The organism is Amycolatopsis sp. NPDC051102 (assembly GCF_040682815.1).
Lineage (GTDB): Bacteria > Actinomycetota > Actinomycetes > Mycobacteriales > Pseudonocardiaceae > Amycolatopsis.
This window is the reverse complement of record NZ_JBFBBT010000030.1, coordinates 48,736-73,555: the sequence shown is the minus strand read 5'-3', so window position 1 is coordinate 73,555 and position 24,820 is coordinate 48,736. Positions and strand designations below refer to the sequence as shown.

At 74.3% G+C, this 24,820-nt stretch carries 17 protein-coding genes and 2 pseudogenes; 15 read left to right on the top strand and 4 right to left on the bottom strand.

Features of this window, described 5'->3' with window-relative positions; translation table 11 throughout:
* Positions 1 to 33: 33 nt before the first annotated feature.
* Both AB0M93_RS44275 and AB0M93_RS44270 read left to right on the top strand, forming a co-directional pair.
* The gene (locus tag AB0M93_RS44275; RefSeq protein ID WP_364286064.1) at positions 34 to 4,206 is read left to right on the top strand and encodes a cation-translocating P-type ATPase; all 4,173 of its coding nucleotides are present in this window, start codon (positions 34 to 36) and stop codon (positions 4,204 to 4,206) included.
* Between the two features lie 208 nt (positions 4,207 to 4,414).
* Complete coding sequence (locus tag AB0M93_RS44270; RefSeq protein WP_364286062.1) at positions 4,415 to 5,512, top strand: serine hydrolase domain-containing protein; 1,098 nt, start codon at positions 4,415 to 4,417, stop codon at positions 5,510 to 5,512.
* Positions 5,513 to 5,625: 113 nt separating this feature from the next.
* Here the strand turns inward: AB0M93_RS44270 and AB0M93_RS44265 are convergent, their stop codons facing one another.
* The 3 genes from AB0M93_RS44265 to AB0M93_RS44255 all read right to left on the bottom strand — a co-directional run bounded on the left by AB0M93_RS44265 (position 5,626) and on the right by AB0M93_RS44255 (position 7,551).
* Positions 5,626 to 6,183, bottom strand: a complete 558-nt coding sequence (locus AB0M93_RS44265; protein ID WP_364286060.1) for a hypothetical protein — start codon at positions 6,181 to 6,183, stop codon at positions 5,626 to 5,628.
* A 229-nt stretch (positions 6,184 to 6,412) separates the two neighbouring features.
* Positions 6,413 to 6,892 (bottom strand): hypothetical protein, encoded by a 480-nt coding sequence (locus tag AB0M93_RS44260; RefSeq protein ID WP_364286058.1) that lies wholly within the window; start codon positions 6,890 to 6,892, stop codon positions 6,413 to 6,415.
* Positions 6,893 to 6,972: 80 nt separating this feature from the next.
* On the bottom strand, positions 6,973 to 7,551 hold the full coding sequence (locus AB0M93_RS44255) for an XRE family transcriptional regulator (RefSeq protein WP_364286056.1): 579 nt from the start codon (positions 7,549 to 7,551) through the stop codon (positions 6,973 to 6,975).
* A gap of 66 nt (positions 7,552 to 7,617) precedes the next feature.
* Between AB0M93_RS44255 and AB0M93_RS44250 the strand changes: the two genes are divergently transcribed.
* From AB0M93_RS44250 to nrfD, 9 genes and pseudogenes are all read left to right on the top strand, one after another.
* Complete coding sequence (locus tag AB0M93_RS44250) at positions 7,618 to 8,232, top strand: class I SAM-dependent methyltransferase (RefSeq protein ID WP_364286054.1); 615 nt, start codon at positions 7,618 to 7,620, stop codon at positions 8,230 to 8,232.
* Between the two features lie 11 nt (positions 8,233 to 8,243).
* Positions 8,244 to 8,726 carry a DinB family protein gene (locus AB0M93_RS44245; RefSeq protein ID WP_364286052.1) on the top strand — a complete coding sequence of 161 codons (483 nt, stop codon included), beginning with the start codon at positions 8,244 to 8,246 and terminating at the stop codon, positions 8,724 to 8,726.
* Positions 8,727 to 8,984: 258 nt separating this feature from the next.
* Entirely contained in the window at positions 8,985 to 9,494 is a 510-nt protein-coding gene (locus AB0M93_RS44240; protein WP_364286050.1) for a hypothetical protein, read from the top strand.
* Between the two features lie 521 nt (positions 9,495 to 10,015).
* Complete coding sequence (locus AB0M93_RS44235; RefSeq protein WP_364286048.1) at positions 10,016 to 10,753, top strand: choice-of-anchor P family protein; 738 nt, start codon at positions 10,016 to 10,018, stop codon at positions 10,751 to 10,753.
* Positions 10,754 to 10,757: 4 nt separating this feature from the next.
* Positions 10,758 to 11,308: pseudogene (locus AB0M93_RS44230) on the top strand (class F sortase).
* Positions 11,309 to 11,483: 175 nt separating this feature from the next.
* Positions 11,484 to 12,992 carry an MFS transporter gene (locus AB0M93_RS44225; protein WP_364286046.1) on the top strand — a complete coding sequence of 503 codons (1,509 nt, stop codon included), beginning with the start codon at positions 11,484 to 11,486 and terminating at the stop codon, positions 12,990 to 12,992.
* Between the two features lie 198 nt (positions 12,993 to 13,190).
* The gene (fdh, locus tag AB0M93_RS44220; protein ID WP_364286044.1) at positions 13,191 to 16,466 is read left to right on the top strand and encodes a formate dehydrogenase; all 3,276 of its coding nucleotides are present in this window, start codon (positions 13,191 to 13,193) and stop codon (positions 16,464 to 16,466) included.
* Positions 16,463 to 17,491, top strand: coding sequence for a 4Fe-4S dicluster domain-containing protein (locus AB0M93_RS44215; RefSeq protein ID WP_364286042.1), 1,029 nt, complete (start codon positions 16,463 to 16,465; stop codon positions 17,489 to 17,491). The genes fdh and AB0M93_RS44215 overlap by 4 nt, the downstream gene beginning before the upstream one ends.
* Positions 17,488 to 18,522, top strand: a complete 1,035-nt coding sequence (gene nrfD / locus AB0M93_RS44210; RefSeq protein WP_364286040.1) for an NrfD/PsrC family molybdoenzyme membrane anchor subunit — start codon at positions 17,488 to 17,490, stop codon at positions 18,520 to 18,522. Before AB0M93_RS44215 ends, nrfD begins: the two co-directional genes overlap by 4 nt.
* 9 nt (positions 18,523 to 18,531) lie before the next feature.
* Here the strand turns inward: nrfD and AB0M93_RS44205 are convergent, their stop codons facing one another.
* Positions 18,532 to 18,960 carry an STAS domain-containing protein gene (locus AB0M93_RS44205; protein ID WP_364286038.1) on the bottom strand — a complete coding sequence of 143 codons (429 nt, stop codon included), beginning with the start codon at positions 18,958 to 18,960 and terminating at the stop codon, positions 18,532 to 18,534.
* Between the two features lie 379 nt (positions 18,961 to 19,339).
* Between AB0M93_RS44205 and AB0M93_RS44200 the strand changes: the two genes are divergently transcribed.
* The 4 genes and pseudogenes from AB0M93_RS44200 to AB0M93_RS44185 all read left to right on the top strand — a co-directional run bounded on the left by AB0M93_RS44200 (position 19,340) and on the right by AB0M93_RS44185 (position 24,818).
* A complete protein-coding gene (locus AB0M93_RS44200) occupies positions 19,340 to 20,722 on the top strand; it encodes a protein kinase (protein WP_364286036.1) in 1,383 nt (460 codons plus the stop codon).
* Positions 20,723 to 20,924: 202 nt separating this feature from the next.
* A pseudogene (locus tag AB0M93_RS44195) lies at positions 20,925 to 22,269 on the top strand (serine/threonine-protein kinase).
* Between the two features lie 138 nt (positions 22,270 to 22,407).
* The gene (locus AB0M93_RS44190) at positions 22,408 to 23,514 is read left to right on the top strand and encodes a LacI family DNA-binding transcriptional regulator (protein WP_364286034.1); all 1,107 of its coding nucleotides are present in this window, start codon (positions 22,408 to 22,410) and stop codon (positions 23,512 to 23,514) included.
* Positions 23,515 to 23,993: 479 nt separating this feature from the next.
* Positions 23,994 to 24,818 carry a serine/threonine-protein kinase gene (locus tag AB0M93_RS44185; RefSeq protein WP_364286032.1) on the top strand — a complete coding sequence of 275 codons (825 nt, stop codon included), beginning with the start codon at positions 23,994 to 23,996 and terminating at the stop codon, positions 24,816 to 24,818.
* Positions 24,819 to 24,820: the final 2 nt, after the last annotated feature.

The window sequence follows — 24,820 nt, the reverse complement described above, 5'->3', positions numbered from 1 at the left end:
CCGCCCGAGACGGTCGGCAGGCGGAGGTTCGCGGTGCTCGGTGGGTTGTTCGCGGTGACGAAGGCCGGGGCCGTGCTGGCCCTGACCGGGCCGGTCCTCGTGACGCAGCAGGCGAGGAAGGTGGTCTCGGCGCTCGGCCCGCTCGCCGGGGAACTGGCCGCGGGCGTGACCGGGACCGCGGGGGAAGCGACCCGGACGACCGCCCGCACGGCCGTGCGGGCCACCCGGGTCGTGCGCAACGCCGCGGGCGCCCGCACCGCCGTGTGGCGGGCCGGGCGGCGGCTGCACGTGCCGCTGCGGCCCGGCGAGCACGCCGACGTGGCCGCGTTCGCCGCCGCATTGGCCGCGCACGCCGACGTCGCCGGGGCCTATTGGGACGACGGGCTCGGCAGCGTGGCGATCCACCTGGCCGAGGAGGCCGCGGCGGACCGCGTGACCGCCTGGATAGCCGGCCGGTGCGGGGAGCACGGGCTGACGCCGGCCGAGCCGGGTGACTGCGCGCCCGCCCACCCCGGCGACACCTACGGCGTGCGGGCGGCGGCGCTCGCACTGGCGATGGACGTCGCCGGCCTGGCCGTGTCGGCGGGCGCCCGCTCCGGGCGGCTGCACGAAGGGGTGCGCGCCGCGGTGTCCGCGGCACGGGAACACCCGGCCGTCCGGGCGGCGCTGGACGAACGGTTCGGCTGGTACACCGCCGAACTGGCGCGGTCGGGCGTGTCCGCCGCCGTGCGCGGGCTGAGCCAGGACCCCTGGGAGCTCGCGCTGGACGCCGTCCTGCGCGCCGGCCAGCTCACCGAGGCGGTCGCCCGGCTCACCGCGTTCGACGCCGGGCACGACGAGCTGTGCTCGCCGGACCGGCCCAGCCTCGGCCTCACCCCGCCGCAGCGGCGGGTCCGCGCGCCGATGGAGGACTACGCCCGCACCGCCGTCGGCGGCGGCCTGCTCGCCGCGCTGGCCGACCTGCTGGTGCGCCGGAACCCCCGTGAAGCCGCCAAAGCGTTCCTGATGACGTCCCCGATGCCCGCCCGGTACGCCGACACCGCCTTCCACACCGCGATGGGCACGGCGTTCGCCCGCGAAGGCGTCCTCGTCCGCGACCCCGACCGGCTCAAGGCACTGGACACAGTGGACACCGTCGTGCTGCACGCCGACGCCCTGCACGGCGAAGCCGGGCTGGATCCGCACGCCGAAGCCGTGCTGGACGCGGCCCGCCGGGCCGAGGCGCGGGTCGTCATCACCGGGACGGCCGCCCGCGACCGCCTCGGCGAGTTCGCCGCGCTCGCCGACGACGTCACGGACGAGCCGTTCGCCGGGGTGGTGACGCGGCTGCAGGACGAGGGCCGGGTCGTGCTCACCGTCGGGCGGCCGCCCGCCCGGTGCACGCCGGGCTGCGACGAGGTGGCGGGCCTGTTCGCCGGCGACCTGTGCGTCGCGCTCGCCGACCGGAACGCCCCGGTGCTGTGGGGCGCCGACCTCGTCGTCCAGCCGGGCCTGCCCGGCGTGTGGCGGGTGCTGCGGGCGGCGGCGGCCGCGCGGGCGAACAGCAAGCGGGCCACCCGCGTGGCCACCGCGGGCGGCCTGATCGGCGGGCTGCTGCTGATGTCACGCCGGGGGCGGCCGCTGGTCCCGGTCCTGCCCCGGCTGGACCCGGTCCTGCTCGGCGGCCTGACCGGGCTCGCGATGGGCACGTTCGCCGCGGTCCGCGTCGCCGCGGCACGGCCACCCGCCGGCCGGGCCCGGATCGCCTGGCACGAGCTGACCGGCGACGAAGTCCTCCGGCGGATCGCGGCCGCGACCCCCGAGCCGACGCACCGGGACCTCCTGACGCGGCGGGTGCGCGCGGTCGCCGGCGCGGTGGCCCGGCACCCGGCCGCGGCGCCGGTCCGGTTCGGGACCGGCCTGGCCGCCGACGTCGCCGCCGAGCTCAACGACCCGCTCACCCCGGTGCTGGCGCTCGGCGCGGTCGCGTCCGCGGTGGTCGGTTCGCCGGTCGACGCGCTGCTGGTGGCCGCGGCGATGGGGCTGAACGCCGTCGTCGGCGGCGCCCAGCAGTTCCGCGGCCGCCGCGCGCTGGCGAAGCTGCGGGACGGCGAGCGGCAGCGGGCCCGCCGCGCGGGCGGCCGGGTCGTCGACGCGCGGACGTTGCGGCCCGGCGACCGGATCGAGCTGCGCGTCGGCGACGTCGTCCCGGCCGACGTCCGCCTGCTCACCGCCAACGACCTCGAGGTCGACGAGTCCGCGCTGACCGGCGAGTCGCTGCCGGTCGCCAAGCAGCTCGACCCGGTGCCGGGCGCGCCGGTGGCCGAGCGCAGCTGCCTGGCCTTCGCCGGCACCACGGTGGTCAGCGGGGAAGGCACGGCGGTGGTCGTCGCGGTCGGCTCGGAGACCGTGGCCGGCCGGGCGGTGGAGCTGGCCACCCGGACCGCCGCCGCGGTGGGCATCCAGGCGCGGCTGCAGGACCTGACCCGCCGGGCGCTGCCGCTGACGATGCTCGGCGGCGCGCTCGTCACGGGCCTCTCGGCGATCCGCGGCCGTCCGCTGCGCCGGGCGCTGGCCGGCGGGGTGGCGATCGCCGTCGCCGCGGTGCCCGAGGGGCTGCCGCTGGTGGCCACGGTGGCGCAGCGGGCGGCGGCCCGGCGGCTGTCCGCACGCGGGATCCTCGTCCGGGCCCCGCGGGCGCTGGAAGCGCTGGGGCGCCTGGACGTCGTCTGCTTCGACAAGACCGGCACGCTGACCGAGAACCGGCTGCGCGTGGTCACCACGACCGGACCGGACGGCCGGGCGCGCGAGCCGGAGGCCGGGGACGCGGTGCTGCGGGCGGCCGCCCGGGCGTGCCCGGGCACCCTGGACGACCCCCACGTGCGGGCCCACGCCACCGACCACGCCGTGCTGGCCGCGGCCGGCCCGGACGAGGACTGGACCGAGCTCGCCGGCCAGCCGTTCGAGGCGAACCGGGGCTACTCGGCGACGATCGGCCGGGCCGGCGGCGGCGATCCGGTGCTGCTCGTCAAGGGCGCGCCGGAGGTCGTCCTGCCCGCCTGCGCCGGCGCGGACGAGCTGGCGAAGGCCGCGGAAGCGTTGGCGGACCAGGGATTGCGGGTGCTCGCGGTGGCGTCCCGGCAGGCCGGGCCGGACCTCGACGGCGACCAGGAGGTGCTCGCGGACCTGGAGTTCCTCGGGTTCCTCGGGCTGGCCGACACGCTGCGGCCCACGGCCGGGCCGTTGATCGCCGGGCTGCGCGCGGCCGGCGTGGCGCCGGTGATGCTCACCGGGGACCACCCGAACACCGCGAGGGCCATCGCGACGTCACTGGGCTGGCCGGCCGACGCGCCGGTCGTCACCGGCGACGAGCTGGCCCGGCTGGACGGCGCCGGCCGGGCGCGGCTGCTGTCCGGCGCCGGCGTGATCGCCCGCGTCGCACCGGAACAGAAGCTGCAGGTCGTGGAGGCGTTGCGGGAAGCCGGGCGGGTGACGGCGATGGTCGGCGACGGCGCGAACGACGCGGCGGCCATCCGCGCCGCGGACGTCGGCATCGGCGTGCGCGCCCGTGCCTCGACCGCCGCCCGCACCGCGGCCGACGTGGCGCTGACCGACGACGACCTCACCGTCCTGCTGGAGGCGGTGGCCGAGGGCCGCGCGCTGTGGCGCAGCGTGTCGGACGCGGTGGTGATCCTGGTCGGCGGCAACGCGGGCGAGATCGGCTTTTCGGTGCTGGGCACGCTCCTGTCGGGCGACTCGCCACTGGGCACCCGGCAGCTGCTGCTGGTCAACCTGCTGACGGACCTGTTCCCGGCGATGGCGGTGGCGGTCACCCGCCCGGACGACGACGGTTCCGCGGGCCTCGGCAAGGGCCTGAACCGCGCGATCACCGGCCGCGGCGTGACGACGGGCGTCGGCGCGACGACGGCGTGGCTGATCGGCCGGTACACCCCGGGAACGGTGCGCCGCACGAGCACGATGGCGCTGTGCGGCCTGGTCGGCACCCAGCTGGCCCAGACCCTGCGCGGCCGCCGCCGCAGCCCGCTGGTGGTGGGCACGGCGGTCGGCTCGGCCCTCGCGCTGGCGGCGATCGTGCAGACACCGGGAGTCAGCCAGTTCTTCGGCTGCACCCCGCTGGGTCCCCTGGCGTGGGCCGGAGTCGGCGCCGGCGTCGCCACCGGAGCGCTCACGTCGACCCTGCCGATCCTGCGCCAGGAGTCCGCTTAGGACGAACACGCGCGATCCCGGCCGTGACCGGCGTGATCGGAGCCGGAACTCGGGCCGCCGGTCAGCACGGCTGACCGCGCCGAAGCCCGCCGGCACCGGACCGGGGGTAGCGCTGGCGCTACCCCCGGTCCGGTGGTCTGCACCGCTGATCTTTCCGCCGGGTCCCGGCATCGTGAGCGGTGTCGATCCCGTCGGAAGGAGCAGGAAGATGCGCAGGAGTGTGGTGGTCCTGACCGTGGCCGGGCTGCTGGGTGCCACGGCGACGGCCGCGGTGGCGGCACCGCCCCGCAACGCCGTCCAGGAGCAGCTCGACGCACTGGTGGGCCGGTTCCCGGCCGCACTGGCGTCGGTGACCCGCGACGGGCGGACGGTGTCGCTGGTCGCCGGTTCGTCGCGGCTGGGCAGCCGGGTCCCGGTCCCGGCGGACGGGCGCGTCCGGGCGGGCAGCAACACGAAGACGTTCACCGCGGTGGTGGTGCTGCAGCTGGTGGCCGAGGGCAAGGTGGAGCTGGACGCGCCGATCGAGCGGTACCTGCCCGGCCTGGTGCCCGGCGGGTCCGCGATCACCGTCCGGCAGCTGCTGCAGCACACGAGCGGGCTGCCGAACTACACCGAGTACCTCGGGCTCGAGGACATCACGAAGCTCCAGCACCGGTACTTCCAGCCGCTCGAGCTGCTCGCGACGGCCTTCGCGCACCCGGCGCGGTTCGCCCCGGGAACGAAGTGGGAGTACAGCAACACCAACTACGTGCTGGCGGGCCTGCTGATCGAGCGGGTGACCGGGCGGCCGGTGGCGGAGCAGATCACCGAGCGCGTGATCCGGAAGGCGGGGCTGCGGAACACGTACTGGCCCCAGGTGGGCGACCAGAGCATCCGGGGCCCGCACCCGCACGGCTACGCGCGCTCGGGCACCGAGGTGGTCGACGTGACGGAACTGGACCCGTCGTGGGGCTGGGCGGCCGGCCAGCTGATTTCGACACCGGGCGATCTGGCGCAGTTTTCCCGCGCCCTGCTGGGCGGCCGCCTGCTGCCGGCGCCGCAGCTGGCGGAGATGCGCAAGACGGTCGACGCGCCGTTGCTGCCGGGCTGGCGTTACGGCCTGGGGCTGTTCCGCGTGCCGCTGAGCTGCGGCGGCGTGTACTGGGGCCACGGAGGCGACATCCACGGCTACGAGACTCGCGGCGGCGCCACGGACGACGGCCGCGCGGTGGGCCTGGCGGTGACGGCGTTGCCGGGCACGTTCGGCGACGCGGACCAGGGCGCCCAGGCGGTGCTGTCCACAGTGGACGCAGCGTTCTGCCGCTAGGATTTTCGGCGAGTTCGGTGGGCGTCAGTCGCGTTCTTCGGGGTGGACGAAGTGCTGGTCGTGGGAGAAGAGCCGCCGGCGGAGCTGCGGCCCGAGCACCACCGCGGCAGGAACTACCGCACCGGCGCCGTCAGCGCGCACCGCAAATCTGCCGGGTGGCGGATCCACACGTCCACCGCCGTGCCGTCCGGGGACGTCAGGGTCAAGCATCCCTGGGCCCCCGGGCCACACAGCGCCACCACTTCCGCCGTCCACGAGCGGTCGAACGTCACTGCGCCGGCCCCTCGCTCGCGGTCGCCTTTCCTCGGCTCCCAACGCAGTTCGCCACCGGCGAGAGCCAGCCGGCCGAAGAGCTCGCCCACCTCGTCCGCGCGGCGGGCGTGGCGGCCCGGTGCCTTGGCGCCGAGGAGCAACGCCGCCTGGATCGGGAACTGGGCCGGCCACGACGGTGGCTCGCCAGCCGCGCGGCGGCGGTGCTCTGCGCGGGCGTCGCGCCACATCACCACCCACAGCACCGCCGCGATCGACGCCAGGACACCGACGAGCGTGGCCGCCGCCGGGAGCCAGCCGGTCTTGAGGCTCAGCAAGGCGGCCAAGGCCGCGACCTGACCGAGGCCGAGCAGGGCCCGGGTGCGGCGACGGCGTTCGCGGTCGCGGCCGTACTCTGTCATCCGCTCGTCCGATCGGTTCGCGTCAGCAGTCGATCGCCGCCCGCCGTACGGAGAATACGTGCGGGGCGCGGCCCCGCCAGTACGCAGCGCCTTCAGCACCCCACCCAGCGCCGCGCAGGTCCCCGGGAGCGAGCCCCCGAGCCCTCAGCCCGGCCACACGCGGGGCAGCTCGACGGCGGCGTTCGGGTCCTCCGCGGGCGGACTGAACCGGAACACACCGGGAGCACGGTCAGTCGCGGCCCGCGGCTTCAGGGAAGACGAAGTGCTCCGCATCCTTCTCCAGGGCGAACAGCCGCCAGCTCTCGACTTGGGGACCCGAGCTCATCGGAATGGCTTCGAGTCGTATCGAATCCGAGCCGTTGGCCGCCTCGACAGCCAGCAGGCCACCGGGGCCGACCTCGGCGACGATCACCCGATAATCGCCCTCCGCGAGGCTCGACGTCAGCGATTTCGCCCGCACATCGAACATCGTGGTGAATTTTTCGAACGACTCATCGCTGTCCGTGCCGGGCACTCTCGGGTGGTGCGTGTCATACGAGCCGATGAGGATCACGTTGCCGTGCATGACGCGGACCGGACAGGGCGCGTGGATCGTGTGTTCGACCCCCGCGTCCGGCCTGAACACGGCGACCACCATGTCCACGATCCGCCTGATCTCGACCAGCCGCATACCGGCCAGCCCCCGGACCGCTTCGGCGATCGAAGTCATCCACCACACCCGGACATGCGCAGCCCTTCTCGCAGAATCGTCCGGTCAGCACCCGGAACGCGGACATTTTTCGCCGGATTTCAGTGCGCACGGGCGCGCAGGTGGGCTCGTTCACCCTGGCGGCCGAAGAGGATGAGGAGCTCGACCGCCTTCCCGTCCGCCGTGCCCAGCCAGTGCGGGATCGTCGTGTCGAACTCCGCCGCCTCGCCCGGCGGCAGGACCAGGTCGTGCTCGCCGAGGACCAGCCGCAGGTGGCCGTGGAGCACGTACAGCCATTCGTGCCCCTCGTGCGTCTGGTGGTCCGGGACGGGCGGCGGCGCCGCGCTGGGGATGATCATCTTGTACGCCTGCATCCCGCCCGGCCGCCGCGACAGCGGCACGAACGTCATGCCGTGGCGGTGGATCGGGGTGAGGTGGATGCGCGGGTCGCCGGTGCGCGGCGCGCCGACGAGGTCGTCGAGCGGCACGTCGTAGGCGCGGGCCAGCGGCAGCAGCAGTTCCAGGCTGGCCCGCCGCTGCCCGCTTTCCAGCCGCGACAGCGTGCTCTCCGACACGCCGGTCGTGCCGGCGACCTCCGCCAGCGTCAGCCCGCGGTGCCGGCGCAGTGCCCGCAGCCGGGAGCCGACCGCGTGCAGCACGTCCTCGAAGTCCTCGCCCATGCGGCCATCTTGCCGGAACCGCAAGAACGCGTGCCGGAACCGCCGGTCGCGGGTCAGGGTGGGCCCATGACGACATCCACCGAAGCGTCCCGGTTCTGGGACGGCCACCACACGGCCCACCGCCCGGACGGCGAGCCGCGCCCCAACGTCCGGCTCGTCGAGGTCGTCTCCGCGCTCGATCCCGGCCGGGCGCTCGACCTCGGGTCCGGCGCCGGCGGCGACGCGCTGTGGCTGGCCCGGCGCGGCTGGCGGGTGACCGCCGCCGACATCTCCGCCGTCGCGCTCGCCGGCCTGGCCCGCCGCGCGCGCGACCTCGGGCTCGGCGACCGGATCACCGGCGAGCGGCACGACCTGGCCGCCACCTTCCCGGCGGGCCCGTTCGACCTCGTTTCGGCGCACTACCTGCACACGTCCTTCCCGTTGCCCCGCGACCAGGTCCTGCGGCAGGCCGCGGACGCACTCGCCCCCGGCGGCCGGCTGCTGGTCGTCGAGCACGGGTCCGTCGCCCCGTGGTCGTGGAACCAGGACCCGGCTTCCTGCCCGCCCCTGCGGCCGCCGTCGCTCGACCCGGCGCGGTGGACCGTCGAACGCGCGGACGCCCTCCCCCGCCGCGCCACCGGACCCGGCGGGCAGACCGCCGACGTCGTCGACCACCTGCTGCTCGTCCGCCGCACCCGCTGAAAGGACGCCCGATGCCCCGAACCCGACGGCGGGACACCCCGCCCCCGCGCACCGGACCGGCCGAAAAGGACGTGCTGCGCGGTTTCCTCGACCACCTGCGCGCCGCTGTGGCCGCCAAGGCCCAGGACGTCCCGGAACCCGAGGTCCGGACGCCGGGCGTGCCGTCCGGGACGTCGCTGCTGGGTCTGGTCCGGCACCTCGCGCACGTCGAACGGTTCACGTTCCTCGGCGAGGACACCGCCGACTGGCCCGGCACGTTCCGGCCGCGCCCGGAGGAGACCGTCGCCTCGGTCGTGGCGGACTACCGCGCCGCGTGCGAGCGGGCGAACGCCGTCATCGACGCCTGCTCCGACCTGACGCAGCCGGTGGCGCGCCCCGGCCGCCCCGCGCCGTCGATGCGCTGGGCGCTGGTCCACATGATCGAGGAGACCGGCCGCCACGCCGGGCACGCCGACATCCTCCGCGAGCTGATCGACGGCAGCACCGGCCGCTGACGCGCAGCTCGCAGCCGCCGGCGGGGTGGCGGTACCGGTGCCGCCGCCACCCGCCCCCGCCGCGGCCGCCACGGTCGGCACCAAGATCGTCGTCTTTCGCGTTTTCGCCTCATGACCGGCGGAGCGCTTGCGAATCCACTGTGGAACGGGGCCGGGAAGGGGAAAATCAGCGTGCCGGCCGGGCCCAGGGGAAGCCCGGCCGAGGAGGCACCCACAGTCCGCTCTGCGGCGCACCCGGGAGCGTGCTATTTGGTCAGTATGAGTGAATCACCCGAGTACCCGAGCTACCCGCAGTCGTCCGCTTCGGCCCCCACCGGCCAGCCGGCCGCCCCGGCGCGTCCCGGCACGGTCGAAGCCGCTTTCTGGGCGTTCCTCGCCTCGACCGTGATCGGGCTGATCGGCGGCCTGCTGATCTTCGCCAACCGCGACGGGATCGCCCGCTCCCTGCGCGACGCGAACAGGGAACGCAACGGCAACCTCACCGACGCGCAGATCGACCAGGCGGTGAACATCGGGATGATCACGGCGGTGGTGATCGCGGTGATCATCGCGGCGCTGTACCTGCTGTTCGCGTTCAAGCTGCGCGCCGGCCGCAACTGGGCACGGATCGTGCTGACCGTGCTCACCGGGCTGCAGCTGCTTTCGGTGCTGATCGGGCAGAGCACGATCGGCAGTTTCGTGGCCGTGTTCGCCGCGGTGGTGGGCGTGGTGCTGTCGTTCACGGGTCCGTCGAACGCCTACTTCGCCTCGCTCAAGGCTCCGCGCTGACCCGCGCCGCCGCGCCCCCTCGTCCCGGAGCGCGAGGGGGCCGCGGCGGGCTTGGTGGACCGCGCCGCGTACGCCGCCGGGGCGTCATCTCACGGTGTTGAGCGTTGTGACGCGTTCGGCTGGGAAGCCGGTGCGCCGCACGAACTCCGGCAGCACGCCCGGCGGCGCCGGCTGGCTTTCCCGTGGTGGTCACATCACGGTGCGTGTTTTCCGTGCCCAGTCCGGGTAATCACTCGTCCGTGTCGGATTCGCGTTGTCTTTCCTCGAATGCCGCAGCGTGCGCTACTGAACGTCGGCGAATACCGGGAACTTCGCGTCCGCGGCTGCCACTACCCGGTGGCTGCCGGAGTTCGTGATCACTTTTCGCCTACCACCCGGCCGCCGTCGCCGCGCGGATTTCCTTGCCTGCCTTGGCGATTTTGATAGCTTGGCCGGGCTTTCTCCCGCGGGCCGGTCGACGTCACCGGGTCCGCGTCCCCGCTCGCGTTCTTCGCATCCGTTGCCGCTGAAAGGAATTCCTCATGCGCTCAACCCTGCTCCGGGCCGGGGGCCTGGCCGCTGCCGTGCTCGCCGGCTCCGCCGGTGTGGCGGCGGCGGACGACGCCGTCACCGGGTCCGCGTTCGGCGCTTCGGCGAGCGTTTCCCTCGTGCCCGGCGCCCGGGTGGGCACCCTCGACACCGGCCCGCTGGCGGCCTCGAGCAGCCGCGGACCGGCCACGGCGAGCGTCGCCGACGCGCCCCTGGAAGGACTCGTCACCGCGAAGGCCATCACCAGTTCCGTGGTGGGCGGCGCGGATTCCGTGGCGGCCAAGGCGGCGGTCGCGGAGGCGACGCTGCCCCTGCTCGGCCCGGCGGCCGGCCGCGTGCCGTCGATCCGGCTGGTCAGCGCCCGCTGCGCGGCAGCGGACGGCCACGTCACCGGCAGCAGCGACCTCGCCGGCGCCACCCTCGGGCGGCTGGGCACGCTCCCCGCCGCGACGGCCCCGAACCAGCGGCTCGGCGTCCCGGGTGTGGCCGAGGTGATCGTGAACGAGCAGCTCCAGCGCTACGACGGCAGCCTCGAAGTGACGGCGCTGCACGTCAAGCTGCTCGGCGGCCCCCTCGGCCGCGGCGACGTGAAGCTGGCGTCGGTGGTCTGCGGCCCGCCGAAGGAGCGCGCGCCGGAGGCGCCGCCGCGGCCGTCCGGCCCCCGCCAGGTGGTCGTCGTCCCCGCCGGTGCCCCGCAGACCGGCGACGGCAGCCTCGCCGCGGAGGGCTGAGCCGATGGCCCGCCGCCCGATCCTGGTCCTCCTGCTCGCGCTGGTGCTCGCCGGGTGCGGCGCGACGGCGGCGCCGCCGGCCGCGACGCCCGCCGCCGGACCGGCCCGGTCCCGGCCGGCCGCGCTGGACGTCCCGGCCATCGGCGCGCAGTCGTCGCTGATCCCGCTCGGCCTCAACCCGGACCGCACGGTCGAGGTGCCGCCGGCCGACCAGCCGCTGCAGGCGGGCTGGTACGAATACGGCCCGACGCCGGGCGAGCCCGGGCCGGCGGTGATCCTCGGCCACATCGACGGCGGCCACCGCAAGGGCGTCTTCTGGCGGCTGCACGAGCTGAAGCCGGGGAAGACGTCCACGTCGACCGCGCCGACGGCGCCCGGCTGACGTTCGAGGTGACGAAGGTCGAGCAGATCGCGAAGGACGCCTTCCCGACCGACGCCGTGTACGGCGACACGCCGGACCCGCAGCTGCGCCTGATCACCTGCGGCGGCCGGTACGACGCGGCGAACCGCAACTACCTCGACAACGTCATCGTGTTCGCGAGGCTCAAGCGGTAGTCCACTGTGGATGAACGCTCGGCCGGCGGGTGAACACGACGAGCACGACCGACGCGGACTGACGACACTCGCCGGGCCGATCACGAAGCGTGACCGGGCGGGCCGACCCGATCGTGTTTCGCCTGGGCTGCGCGGGGGAAGTCACGCGGAGCGGTTCGCTCTCAAGGAGGTTGTCATGGCGGCAACACCCGATCCGGCGCCGACCGGGGTGCGCACGCTCATCCCGGCGCGCATCGACCGGTTGCCCTGGTCCCCGTTCCACACCCGGATGGTGGTCGCCCTCGGGGTGGCCTGGATCCTCGACGGCCTGGAAATCACGGTGGCCAGCGCGGTCGCCGACACGCTGACCAAGCCCGAGACGTTGCACATGTCGTCGGCGGCGGTGGGGCTGCTGGCGACGATCTACCTCGCCGGCGAGGTGGTCGGGGCGCTGTTCTTCGGCAGCCTGTCCGACAAACTCGGCCGCCGGAACCTCTTCATGCTCACCCTGGCCGTCTACCTGGTCGGCAGCGGCCTGACCGCGCTGACGCTGGGCAACGGGGCGGGCTGGGTCATCTTCCTCTACGCCACCCGGTTCGTCGCCGGCATGGGCATCGGCGGCGAGTACGCCGCGATCAACTCCGCCATCGACGAGCTGATCCCGGCCCGCTACCGGGGCCGGGTCGACATCGCCGTCAACGGCACCTACTGGGCCGGGGCGGTGCTCGGCACGGTCGGCACCTACATCCTGCTCAACCGGATGGACCTGTCGCTGGGCTGGCGGCTCGGCTTCCTCATCGGCCCGGTGCTCGGGCTGGTGATCCTGCTGGTGCGGCGGCACCTGCCGGAGAGCCCGCGGTGGCAGATCATGCACGGCAAGGCCGAGGCCGCCGAGGAGTCGATCGCGCAGATCGAGCAGGAGGTGGAGCACACCGGCCGCAGCCTGCCCCCGGTCGACGAGAAGAAGGCCATCGAGGTGACGCCCGCCGAGCGGATCGGGTACGTGGCGCTGGCCAAGGTGCTGTTCCGTGACTACCCCTCACGGGCGGTCCTGGGCGCGTCGCTGATGATCAGCCAGTCGTTCCTCTACAACGCCATCTTCTTCACCTACACGCTGGTGCTCGGCAAGTTCTACGGGGTGTCCTCGGCGGCGACGCCGATCTACCTCATCGCGTTCGCGGTGGGCAACCTGGTCGGCCCGTTCACCATCGGGCACCTGTTCGACACCCTCGGCCGCCGGAAGATGATCTCCGGGACCTACGTCGTGTCCGGGGTGCTGCTCGCGATCACCGCCGTGCTGTTCTACGCGGGGACGCTCAACGCGATCACCCAGACGATCGCCTGGTGCGTGATCTTCTTCTTCGCCTCCGCGGGTGCCAGCGCGGGCTACCTGACGGTGAGCGAGATCTTCCCCCTGGAGGTCCGGGCGAAGGCGATCGCGGTGTTCTTCGCGATCGCGCAGTGCTTCGGTGCGCTGGGCCCGGTCATCTACGGCGCGCTGATCGGCACCGGCGACCACCCGGTCCGCCTGTTCATCGGCTACCTGCTGGGCGCGGCGGTGATGATCGCCGGCGGCCTGGTGGCCCGGTTCCTGGCGGTGGACGCCGAGGGCAAGTCCCTGGAGGACATCGCCCAGCCGCTGGCCGCGGCCGGCCGCCGCGGGCGCACCCGGGCGGAAGGGGCGTCGTCGCCGTTCTCGACCTGACGGCGGGCGCGAAGCCGCGGAAGGCCGCCGTCGGGGTGCCCCGATGGCGGCCTTCCGGCGTGCCGGGCCTGGCAAACACCCCATACGGGACACCGGTGCCTCGTCCGCGAGGACAACCGCCGCCGCGCGGTTTAGGCTCGGCAGGGCCCGGGTAGCCGCCGGTTCGGAAGCGGCGCCGGTCGCGGTCGGGAGGTGGGCGTGGGACCACGGAAGTGGCTCGAGTCCTGGCCCGTGTACCGCCAGCTCACCGGCACCGACCCGCTGGGCCGGGGCAAGGCGGCCGAGTCCGCGCACTCCGCCGCGCTGACCCCGCGCACCGCGAGCGCCGACCGGGTCGCGAAGTCCGTCTGCCCCTACTGCGCCGTCGGCTGCGGGCAGCAGGTCTTCGTCAAGGACGAGCGGGTCGTGCAGATCGAGGGCGACCCGCACAGCCCGATCTCCCGCGGCCGGCTCTGCCCCAAGGGCTCGGCCAGCAAGCAGCTGGTCACCGGGCCGCAGCGCGAGCAGAAGGTCCGCTACCGCGCGCCCTACGCCACCGAGTGGACCGACCTCGACCTCGGCACGGCGCTGGAGATGGTCGCCGACCGCGTGCTCGACGCCCGCCGCAAGGGCTGGCAGGACACCGACGACCACGGGAAGCCGCTGCGCCGGACCATGGGCATCGCCAGCCTCGGCGGCGCCACCCTGGACAACGAAGAGAACTACCTGATCAAGAAGCTCTTCACCGCGCTGGGCGCGATCCAGATCGAGAACCAGGCGCGTATTTGACACTCCGCCACGGTTCCCGGTCTGGGGACCTCCTTCGGTCGCGGTGGCGCGACGGACTACCAGCAGGACCTGCAGAACGCCGACTGCGTCGTCATCATGGGCTCGAACATGGCCGAGGCGCACCCGGTCGGGTTCCAGTGGGTGATGGAGGCGAAGGCCCGTGGGGCCGAGGTGTTCCACATCGACCCGCGGTTCACGCGCACCAGCGCGCTGGCCGACGCCCACGTCCCGCTGCGCGCCGGCACGGACATCGCGTTCCTCGGCGGGGTGATCAACCACATCCTGAGCAACGACCTGGACTTCCGGGAGTACGTGGTCGCCTACACCAACGCGTCCTTCCTGGTGTCCGAGGACTACCGGGACACCGAGGACCTCGACGGCCTCTTCAGCGGCTACGACGAGGCCAAGGCCGCCTACGACCCCGCCACCTGGCACTACGAGAACACCCGGCCCCAGGACACTTCGCACGGCAAGGAGACCTCGGCGTCCGACCAGCACGGTTCGGGCGGCCCGGTGCTCGAAGGCGGCAGCGAGGAGATCGCCGCCGACCCGACGCTGCAGCACCCGCGCTGCGTGTTCCAGATCCTCAAGCGCCACTTCGCCCGCTACACCCCGGAGATGGTCGAGGCGACCTGCGGAACACCGAAGGAGCTGTTCCAGCGCGTCTGTGACGCCTGGACGCGCAACTCTGGCCGGGAACGCACCGCCGCGCTCGTCTACAGCGTCGGCTGGACGCAGCACAGCGTCGGCGCCCAGTACATCCGGGCGGGCTCGATCATCCAGCTGCTGCTCGGCAACATCGGGCGGCCCGGCGGCGGGGTGTTCGCGCTGCGCGGGCACGCCAGCATCCAGGGCTCGACCGACATCCCGACGCTGTTCAACCTGCTGCCCGGCTACCTGCCGATGCCCACGCCCGACCAGGAGACCCTCGACGACTACCTCGGCAGCGTCCGCGGCGACAAGCAGAAGGGCTTCTGGCGCAACGCCGACGCCTACACCGTGTCGCTGCTGAAGGAGTACTGGGGCGAAAAAGCCACCCCGGACAACGGCTTCTGCTTCGACTACCTGCCGCGGATCAACGGCGACCACGGCACCTACCGCACGGTCATGGACATGGTCGACGGCAAGGTGTCCGGCTACTTCCTGCTCGGGCAGAACCCGGCCGTCGGGTCGGCGCACGGCCGGCTGCAGCGGCTCGGCATGGCCAACCTCGACTGGCTGGTCGTCCGGGACCTGACGATGATCGAGAGCGCCACCTTCTGGAAGGACGCGCCGGAGATCGAGACCGGCGAGATCACGCCGGAGCAGTGCCGCACCGAGGTGTTCTTCTTCCCCGCCGCCTCGCACGTCGAGAAGGAGGGCACGTTCACCCAGACCCAGCGCATGCTGCAGTGGCGCGAAAAGGCCGTCGAACCGGCCGGGGACCAGCGCTCGGAGCTGTGGTTCTTCTACCACCTGGGCCGGCTGCTGCGTGACCGGCTGGCGGATTCCGCCGACGAGCGCGACCGGCCGCTGCTGGACCTCGCCTGGGACTACGAGGTGCACGGCGACGAACCCTCCGCCGAGGACGTGCTGCGGCGGATCAACGGCCAGGACCTGACCACCGGCAAGGAGGTCGGCAGCTACCTCGAGCTGAAGGCGGACGGCAGCACCTCCTGCGGGTGCTGGATCTACAGCGGCGTCTACGCCGACGGCGTCAACCAGGCCGCCCGCCGGAAGTCGCGGTTCGAGCAGGACTTCTACGCCCACGAGTGGGGCTGGGTGTGGCCGATGGACCGGCGGGTGCTCTACAACCGCGCGTCGGCCGACCCGCAGGGACGCCCCTGGAGCGACCGCAAGGCCCTGATCTGGTGGGACGCCGGCAAGGGCGAGTGGACCGGCCACGACGTCCCGGACTTCGAGAAGACCAAGCCGCCGGACCACGTGCCGCCGCCGGACGCGGTCGGCCCGGCCGCCCTGCGCGGCGACGACCCGTTCATCATGCAGTCCGACGGCAAGGCGTGGCTGTTCGCGCCGACGGGCCTGGCCGACGGGCCGCTGCCGACGCACTACGAACCGCACGAATCGCCGTTCCGGAACCCGTTCTACGCGCAGCAGGGCAACCCGGCGCGGAAGGTGTACGGGCGCACGGACAACCCGTCGCACCCGTCGCCGCCCGAGGCCCACGGCGAGGTGTTCCCGTTCGTCTTCACCGCCGCGCGGCTGACCGAGCACCACACCGCGGGCGGGATGAGCCGTACCCTGCCGTACCTGTCGGAGCTGCAGCCCGACCTGTTCGTCGAGGTCTCCCCCGAGCTGGCGAAGCTGCGCGGGCTTTCGCACCTGGGCTGGGCGCACGTCGTCACCGCGCGAGCCGCCGTCGAGGCGCGGGTGTTCGTCACCGACCGGATGGCGCCGCTGCGCGTGCAGGACCGGGTCGTGCACCAGGTGTGGATGCCCTACCACTGGGGCAGCGCCGGGCTGGTGTCGCGCGACGTCGTCAACGACCTGTTCGGCGTGGTGCTGGACCCGAACGTGTTCATCCAGGAGAGCAAGGTCGCCACCTGCGACGTCCGGCCCGGCCGGCGCCCGCGCGGGGCCGCCCTGCTCGACCTGCTCGCCGAATACCGGGACCGTGCGGGCATCACGGCGGAAACGGGGACGCAGGTGGCGACCGCGCACGACAAGCGGCACGTCGAACCCGGCCACGAGGAGAATCGGACATGAGCATCGAGGACCGGCTGTCCGGCCCGCTGCCGGACGTCGCCGGGGAAGCCGGGCACACCGGGCACCCGCCGCGGGTCGGGTTCTTCACCGACACGTCGGTGTGCATCGGCTGCAAGGCCTGCGAAGTCGCCTGCAAGGAGTGGAACAACGTCCCCGAGGACGGGCTCGACCTGCTCGGGATGTCGTTCGACAACACCGGCGCGCTGGGCGCGAACTCGTGGCGGCACGTGGCCTTCATCGAGCAGCAGCGCCCGCTGGGCGGCCAGTCTGCCGGGCTCGAGGGGCTGCCGACCGGGCCGTCCGCGATCGACGTGACCACCGCCTTCGTCGCCGAGGAGCTGCGGGAGGCACCGCGCGGCGGTGGCGGGCTGGGCACCACTCCCCTGCCGCGGGCGCCGGAGGACCTCGGGATGCCGTCGTTCGACCTGCCGGGCGCGAAGACCGGCACCGACGGCCGGACCGACTTCCGCTGGCTGATGGCGTCGGACGTGTGCAAGCACTGCACCCACGCCGGCTGCCTCGACGTCTGCCCGACCGGCGCGCTGTTCCGCACCGAGTTCGGCACGGTCGTGGTGCAGCAGGACATCTGCAACGGCTGCGGCTACTGTGTTTCCGGCTGCCCGTACGGCGTCATCGACCGGCGGCCGGACGACGGGCGGGCGCAGAAGTGCACGCTCTGCTACGACCGGCTCCACGACGGCCTCGAACCGGCGTGCGCCAAGGCGTGCCCGACCGACTCGATCCAGTTCGGCGAGCTCGACGAGCTGCGCGAGCGGGCGGCCCGCCGCGTCGAGCAGCTGCACGAGCGCGGCGTGCCCGAAGCCCGGCTCTACGGCCACGACCCGGCCGACGGCGTCGGCGGCAACGGCGCGTTCTTCCTGCTGCTGGACGAACCCGAGGTCTACGGGCTGCCGCCGGACCCGGTGGTGCCGACGCGCGAACTGCCCGCGATGTGGAAGTACGCCGGGATGGCGGCGTCGGCGTTGCTCGCCGCCGCGGTCGCCGCGTTCGGGAGGCGCCGGTGAGCGAGGACCCGCTGCTGCGCGAACCCCGCAGCGACGCCCAGGCCGGCGACGCCGGCGCCACCGTGCCCGGCCGCCGACGCCGCAAGCGTGGCGGCGGCTCGCGTGAGGAACTGATGGTGCCGCGCGCCGAGTTCCGGTCGTACTACGGCCGTCCGGTGCTCAAGCCGCCGGTGTGGGAGTGGAAGGTGCCGGCGTACCTGTTCACCGGCGGGCTCGCGGCCGGCACCTCGCTGCTCGCCGCGGGCGCGGACCTGACCGGGCGGCCCGCGCTGCGCCGGGTGGGCCGCACCGGTTCGCTGGCCGCGCTGCTGGCCAGCGTCTACCTGCTGGTCGCCGACCTCGGCCGGCCGGAGCGGTTCCACCACATGCTGCGCGTCGCGAAGCCGACGTCCCCGATGAGCGTGGGCACGTGGATCCTGAGCGCCTTCGGCCCCGGGGTGGGCGTCGCGGCGGCGGCCGAGGTGCTGCCTGCGTCGGTCCGGCGTTCGCTGCCCGGCCGGCTGCTGGGCGCCGTGGCCCGGCCCGCCGGCCTGGCGTCGGCGGCCATCGCCCCGGCCGTCGCCTCGTACACGGCCGTGCTGCTGTCCCAGACGGCGGTGCCGGCCTGGCACGAAGCCCACCCGCAGCTGCCGTTCGTGTTCACCGGCTCGGCGGCGGCGAGTTCCGGTGGGTTCGCGATGGTGCTGGTCCCGGTCGCCGAGGCGGGGCCGGCGCGCGCCCTGGCGGCGTTCGGCGCGGTGGCGGAGCTGACGGCGTCGAAGGTGCTGGAGCACCGGCTCGGCCTCACGGCGGAGGCGTACACGACGGGCAAGGCGCACCGGCTGCGGAAGTGGTCGGAACGGCTGACCGCCGCGGGCCTGCTCGGCACGCTGGCGGGGCACCGCAGCCGCGCGGTGTCCGTCGCCGCGGGAGCGGCGTTGTTCGCGGGCAGCGCGTTGCAGCGGTTCGGGGTGTTCGAGGCCGGCGTGGAGTCCACGAAGGACCCCAAGTACGTCGTCGTGCCGCAGCGGGAGCGCGCGAACCGGCGGTGACCGCCGCGGTCAGTCCGTCCGTTGTGGACGGTCGGGCAGCAGCCGCGGCAGCACGGCCAGCCAGTCGAGCGCGGCGTCGACGCTGCGGTGGATCGGCAGCACCTGCTCCAGCCCCAGGACCCGGACCGGCCGCAGGACCGGCCGCCGGTCGGCGGCGATCGCGAACGGCACCCCGCTGACGTGCGCCTCGGACGCGGCGACCAGCAGTTCGGTGATGCCGCCGGACCCGCAGAACCCGACTCCGGTGAGGTCCAGGACCAGCGCCCGCGGCGCGAGGTCGAGCTCTTCGCCCAGCCGGCTGCGGAGCCGGCCGAGGACCGCCAGATCGACGTCACCGCGCACGGTGACGATCGTGGCCTCCGCCGTGGCGGTGACCCGCAGGGTCATCTCGGCCGGGACATCGACGTGACGACGCGGAACGGCGAGCTGGTCGAGCACACGGCCTCCTGGCAGCGAGAGACGACGCGAAGGGCGACGGCTCTCGGCTGAACCGCAGTACCCACCGTACGCCTCACGGCCACCGGCGGGCACGGCGCGGGATTCACCGACCAAGTGGCTTTCCGGCCGAACTTCACACCAGGCTTGATTCAAGCGGTTGATTTAGCCAGGCGCGTCCTGCCCCGGCCTCCGCACGCGCGACGGCCGACCACGTTCCACAAAGTCCACAATGGACTGCAAGCGATTCGTCGAAATCGGCGAAGGGGCCGATCATGATAACGGTTCTCGCGCGAGTGACCGAACGAACTCCCCGCGCGCGCCCGTTCTCTGCTAAAAAGTCCCTCGGTCACGAAGTCCGCCGAGCGACGCAGGGGTACCGGTGCCTTTCGAGGAACAGCTCGTGAGCGGGCGGTACCGGATCTTGGGACGCATCGGCCGCGGGGCGATGAGCGTGGTGTGGCAGGCCAGGGACGAGCGGCTGGACCGCGTCGTCGCGGTCAAGCAGTTCCTGCACGAGCCGGGCAGCGGGTCGGCGGCCGCCGGGACCTGCGAACGGGCGATCCGCGAAGCGCGGCTGGCGTCCCGGCTGCGGCACCCGCACGCGATCACCGTGTACGACGTCCTCGAAGACGCCGGTTCGATGTACCTGGTCATGGAGTACGTGCCGGCCCGCTCGCTGACCGACCTGCTCCTCGAACGGGGGCCGCTGCCACGGTGCGACGTGGTCCGGCTCGGGCGGCAGATCGGCGCCGCGCTGGCCGCCGCGCACGGGGACTGGATCCTGCACCGGGACGTCACCCCGAACAACGTGCTGGTCTCCGACGACGGCACCGCCCGGATCACCGACTTCGGGGTGTCGCGCGCGCTCGGCGAGCACCTCGCGGCCGAAGACGACGTCATCGTCGGCACCCTCCCCTACCTGGCCCCGGAGGTGGCCCGGGGCGGCGAAGCCGGCTTACCGTCCGACGTCTACGGGCTCGGCGCCACGCTCTACACCGCGCTCGAGGGCGCCCCGCCGTTCGGCACCAGCGACGACCCGATCACGCTGCTGCGGCGGATCACCGAAAACCAGCTCCTCCCGCCGCCGCGCGGCGGCCCGCTCACCGGTGTGCTGATGCGGATGCTCGAACGCGATCCCGCCGCGCGCCCCACGATGCAGGAGGCGGTGGCCCTCCTCTCCGCGGTCGGGCGGCCGGCGGCCGCGGCGTCGCCTCGCCGTCCCGGGCTGCGCCGGGTCGCGGTGACCGGGGCCGCCGTGTGCCTGACCTCGGCGTGCGTGGCGGCCGGGGTGGCCCTCACCGGCGAGCCGGAGACCACCGCGGCCCCCGTCGAACGCCCGCCGGCGACCGTCACCGCGGACCGCACCGTCAGCGCCACCACCACGGCCCCCGCGCCTCCGCCCCCGCCGGCCCGCGTCACCGAGGCGCCGCCGGTGCGCCCCGCCGAGCCGGCCGCTGCGGGGTGCAGCGCGCGGTTCGAGATCACGAACTCCTGGCCGGGCGGCGCCCAGGCCGAAGTGACCGTGCACAACGACCGGGCGACGCGGCTGTCCGGCTGGACGGTGACGTGGGCCGTGCCCGGCGGCACCACCATCCGGGACCTCTGGAACGGGACCCTCGCCCGGGCCGGTTCGACGGTGACCGTCACCGACGCGGGCTGGAACGCCCTGGTCGAACCGGGCGCCTCGGCGTCGTTCGGGCTCACCCAGGACCTCGACGGCGGCCGGGCCGCCGTGCCCGTCCTCGGCTGCCGGTCGAACTGACCGCGGAATACCGTTACCGTTCCGACACAACCGGATCGGCCTTTTCTCCGTAGCAACCGATTGCTTTTCCGGGATCCGGAGCGAAATCGTCGAAGGCAATTCCGGAAACCACCCGGCTGAGTGAATTCCCCGGCTACGCCGAACGCCGCGGCCGGAGGAGCCGTGTTCCCCGTCGACGGCAACCGCAGAGGGGAGCTCGCCCGTGTACGAAGGGGCAGTGATCGCCGGCCGCTACCGCGTGCTCGGCCGGGCCGGTCACGGCGCGATGGGCACCGTGTGGCGGGCGCGGGACGAACGGCTCGAGCGCGTCGTCGCGATCAAGCAGCTGTTCGGCGAAGCGGACGCCGGCGCGGCGGCCGCGGAGCGCACCCGGGCCCGGACGGTCCGGGAGGCCCGCGTGGGCGCCCGCCTGCGTCACCCGCACGCCGTCGTCGTGTACGACGTCGTCGAGCACGATTCGGCGTCGTACATCGCGATGGAGTACCTGCCGTCCCGGACGCTCACCGAAGTCCTGGCCGACGAAGGCCCGCTGGTGCCGGAGTACGTCGCCGAACTCGGCGGCCAGCTCGCCTCGGCGCTGGCCGCGGCGCACGCCGAAGGCGTCCTGCACCGCGACGTCAGCCCGAACAACGTCCTCGTCACCACCGACGGCACCGCGAAGATCACCGACTTCGGGGTGGCGCACGCGCACGGCGAAGGCACCGCGACCGGGCGCGGGCTCGTCGTCGGGACGCCGGCCTACCTCGCCCCGGAGGTCGCGGACGGCGCCGACGCCGGCTTCCCGTCCGACGTGTACTCCCTCGGCGCGACGCTCTACACCGCCCTCGAAGGCCGGCCGCCGTCCGGCACCGACCACAACCAGCTGGCCCTGCTCAAACGCGTCGTCCGTGGCGAGGTCCGCCCGCCGCGCACCACCGGCCCGGTCACCGACGTCGTCCTCCGGCTGCTGCACCGGGACCCGGCCGCCCGGCCCACGATGGCCGAAGCGGCCCGGCTGTTCGGCCGCCGCGCCCTCGGGAACACGCCGCCGCCGGCCCCGGCCCCCGCGGTCGCCGAGCCCACGCCGGCGCGTCCCCGGCGCGCCCGCGTCGCGCTCGCCGGGACCGTGCTGGTGCTGGCCGCGGCCGGAATCGTGGCGGCGACGGCGATCCCGGCCCGCCCCGAGCCCACGGTGGCACCGGCCCAGCTCGCGTCGGCGCCGTCCACGACCGCGTTCGCGCCGTCCGCCGCGGGGCCGCCCCGCTGTGACGCGCGCTATCAGGTCGTGAAGTCCTGGGACGGCGGTTTCCAGGGTCTGGTGACCGTGCGCAACAGCGGGCGCGCCGGCCTCGCGGGCTGGACGGTCAGCTGGCCGACGCCGTCCGGGACGAGCATCGACGACCTCTGGAACGGCAAGCTGCAGCGGACCGGCGCCACTTCGGCGATCGGGAACGCCGAAGTGGAACGCGGTGCTGCGGCCCGGCGAAACGACGACGTTCGGCTTCGTCGCCCTGGCGCGCGGTGGCCACCGCGGACTCCCCGTGACCGACTGCCGCCCCGCGGGGTGAGGGCGGGCTACGCGCTCCGACGAAGGTGGCTTGACCAGCGCCGTTGACCGCCATTATGGTCAGCCTTCCCTCTTTCGTGTTAACGCTAACGCTCCACCGGACAACGGACCGGACAATGGCCCGGGAAAGTGCTCGACAATGACGAATCCCCGCGACGTCGCGGACGAACCGGGCGGAGCAGGCCGCGGCGTGGTGACCATCACCGACGTGGCGAACGCGGCCGGCGTCTCGGCGAGCACGGTGTCGTACGTGATCACCGGCAAGCGGACGATCTCCCCGGCGACGCGGCGGCGGGTCGAGCAGACCATCCGCGCGCTCGGCTACCGGCGGCGCACCGGCTCGCCGTCCCCATCCCCGGCCCGGGCCGGCGTGCTGGCGGTCGCGGTGCCGCCGCACGGCGACCGGCACGTGGGCGTGGAGATGGAGTTCTTCTCCGCGGCCGCCGGAGCCGCCCGCGGCCGCGGCTTCGACCTGCTCCTGGTGACCGACGACGAAGGCACGGCGGGCCTGCACCGGGTGACGTCGGCGGCGCTGGCCGACGCGGTGATCGTGCTGGACGCCGGCGACGGCGACCCGCGGGTGCCGGTCCTGCTCGCCTCGGGCCGCCCGGCGGTCCTGGTCGGCGCGCCGGGACGGCACCACGGGCTGGCCGCGCTGACGCTCGACTTCCGGCCGGCCGGGCAGGCCGTACTGGACCACCTGGCCGACTTCGGCCACCGCTCGATCGCCCACCTGGGACCGTCACCCACGCTGCCCGGCCACCGCCGGCGGTACTTGGAGGACTTCACCGAGGGCCTGCGCGCGGCCGCCGCCCGGCGCGGCGTGGAAGCGCTTTCCCAACCGTGCGAGCCGACGGCGAGCGACATCGCCCGCTGCCTCGGCGAGCTCCTCACCGGCACCGGCCCGACGGCGCTGGTGGTCCACGACGAAGCGGCATTGCCGCTGGTGATGGCCACACTGCGCACCCGCGGGCTGAGGGTCCCCGAAGACGTTTCGGTGGCGGCGGTCTGTTCGGCAACGGTGGCGGAGCACCAGCGCATCCCCCCGACGGCGGTGGTGATCCCGGCCCGCGAGCTGGGCGCGCTGGCCGTCGACCGGGCGGTCCGCCAGCTGGACGGAACACCGGCCACGGAGCCGGAAACGGTGCTGCCGCAGCTCGTCGTGGGAGAAAGCACGGGAGCAGCGCCGACCGGCCGAGCCGGAAACGGCCGCGGGCACGGCGGATCCGGGGCCGCAGCGGGCTGACCTGGCGCGGCGGCCGGCGATGGTCCGGCCGATCCCGGGCGCGGTCGCAGTCAGCGGCGGCAACCGGCCGCGGCGGTGGCGGGCCGATCCCGGCGCGGCCTCAGCCAGCTGCGGTGGTCCGGCACGAACCCACGACCGCCCGACCGGCCGCGGCGAACAAGCCGCGGCGACCGGCGCTGTAGTCCGGCCAATCCCCCGCGCGGCCCGCAACCAGCTGCGGCAACCGGCCGCGGCCATGGTGGTCCGACCGCTCCCGGCGCGGCCCGCAACCAGCCGCGATGGGCGGGCGCGCCCCGCGCCGTCCGCAACCGGCTGCGGCGACCGGCCGCGGCGGTGGCGACCCGGCCGATCCCCACGCGGCCCGCAGCCAACCGCGGCGACCGGCCGCGATCCCGGCCGCAAGGATCCCGGCCCATCCACCGAACCGATGGCCCGCCGCCGCCGTGTTCCCGGTAGGGGCACGCCGGAAAAGGGGGACCATGGCAGGGAAACTCGCCGGGCGGTACCGGCTGCTCGAGACGGTCGGCGACGGTTCCGGTGGCACCGTCTGGCGCGCGCACGACGAGCTGCTCGACCGGCCCGTCGCGGTCCGGCGGCCGCCGCCCGGGTGCCCGTTCGACGCCGCCCACCCGGATCGCGTGCGCGCCAGGGTGATCCGCGAAGCCCACGCCGCGACCCGGCTGCGGCACCCCCACCTGCTCGTCGTGCACGACGTCTTCGAGCACGAATTCGCGCCGTACGTGGTGACCGAACACCTGGCCGCCCGCACCCTCGCCGAGCGCCTCGCGCGGGAGGGATCCCTGCCGCCGGACCAGGTTGCGCGGCTCGGTGCCCAGCTGGCGTCGGCGCTCGCGGCCGCGCACGCGAGCGGTATCGTGCACCGCGGGATCGGCCCGGACCACGTGCTGCTCACCGACGGCGGGGCGGCGAAGCTCGGCGGCTTCGGCCTGGGGCCCGGTTCGCCGCTCGCCCCCGATGCCGCGTCGCCGGCGTTCGCCGCCGACGTCCGTTCCCTGGGGGTCACGCTCTACTGCGCGCTCGAAGGGCGGCCGCCCGGGTCCGCCGTCCCGCCGCGGACGTGCGGGCCGGTTCTCGACGCCGTGCGGGCACTGCTGGCACCGGAACTCTCGGCCCGGCCGGCGATGGCCGAAGCGGCCCGGTTGTTCGCTGGGCTCGGCATTTCCGCGCCCGCCCCGCGAAGCCGCGGGCGGGCAGTGCTGGCCGGGACCGTGCTCGCCGTCGTCCTCGGCACCGCCGTGACGGCCCGTGCCCGGTGGCGCGCTCACCTGCCCCGATCGCAGTAGCC

Coding starts and splice junctions, on each gene's coding strand:
- AB0M93_RS44270 (WP_364286062.1), top strand. CDS start 4,415: ATGCGCAGGAGTGTGGTGGTCCTGACCGTGGCCGGGCTGCTGGGTGCC.
- AB0M93_RS44265 (WP_364286060.1), bottom strand. CDS start 6,183: ATGACAGAGTACGGCCGCGACCGCGAACGCCGTCGCCGCACCCGGGCC.
- AB0M93_RS44260 (WP_364286058.1), bottom strand. CDS start 6,892: ATGACTTCGATCGCCGAAGCGGTCCGGGGGCTGGCCGGTATGCGGCTG.
- AB0M93_RS44255 (WP_364286056.1), bottom strand. CDS start 7,551: ATGGGCGAGGACTTCGAGGACGTGCTGCACGCGGTCGGCTCCCGGCTG.
- AB0M93_RS44250 (WP_364286054.1), top strand. CDS start 7,618: ATGACGACATCCACCGAAGCGTCCCGGTTCTGGGACGGCCACCACACG.
- AB0M93_RS44245 (WP_364286052.1), top strand. CDS start 8,244: ATGCCCCGAACCCGACGGCGGGACACCCCGCCCCCGCGCACCGGACCG.
- AB0M93_RS44240 (WP_364286050.1), top strand. CDS start 8,985: ATGAGTGAATCACCCGAGTACCCGAGCTACCCGCAGTCGTCCGCTTCG.
- AB0M93_RS44235 (WP_364286048.1), top strand. CDS start 10,016: ATGCGCTCAACCCTGCTCCGGGCCGGGGGCCTGGCCGCTGCCGTGCTC.
- AB0M93_RS44225 (WP_364286046.1), top strand. CDS start 11,484: ATGGCGGCAACACCCGATCCGGCGCCGACCGGGGTGCGCACGCTCATC.
- AB0M93_RS44215 (WP_364286042.1), top strand. CDS start 16,463: ATGAGCATCGAGGACCGGCTGTCCGGCCCGCTGCCGGACGTCGCCGGG.
- AB0M93_RS44190 (WP_364286034.1), top strand. CDS start 22,408: ATGACGAATCCCCGCGACGTCGCGGACGAACCGGGCGGAGCAGGCCGC.
- AB0M93_RS44185 (WP_364286032.1), top strand. CDS start 23,994: ATGGCAGGGAAACTCGCCGGGCGGTACCGGCTGCTCGAGACGGTCGGC.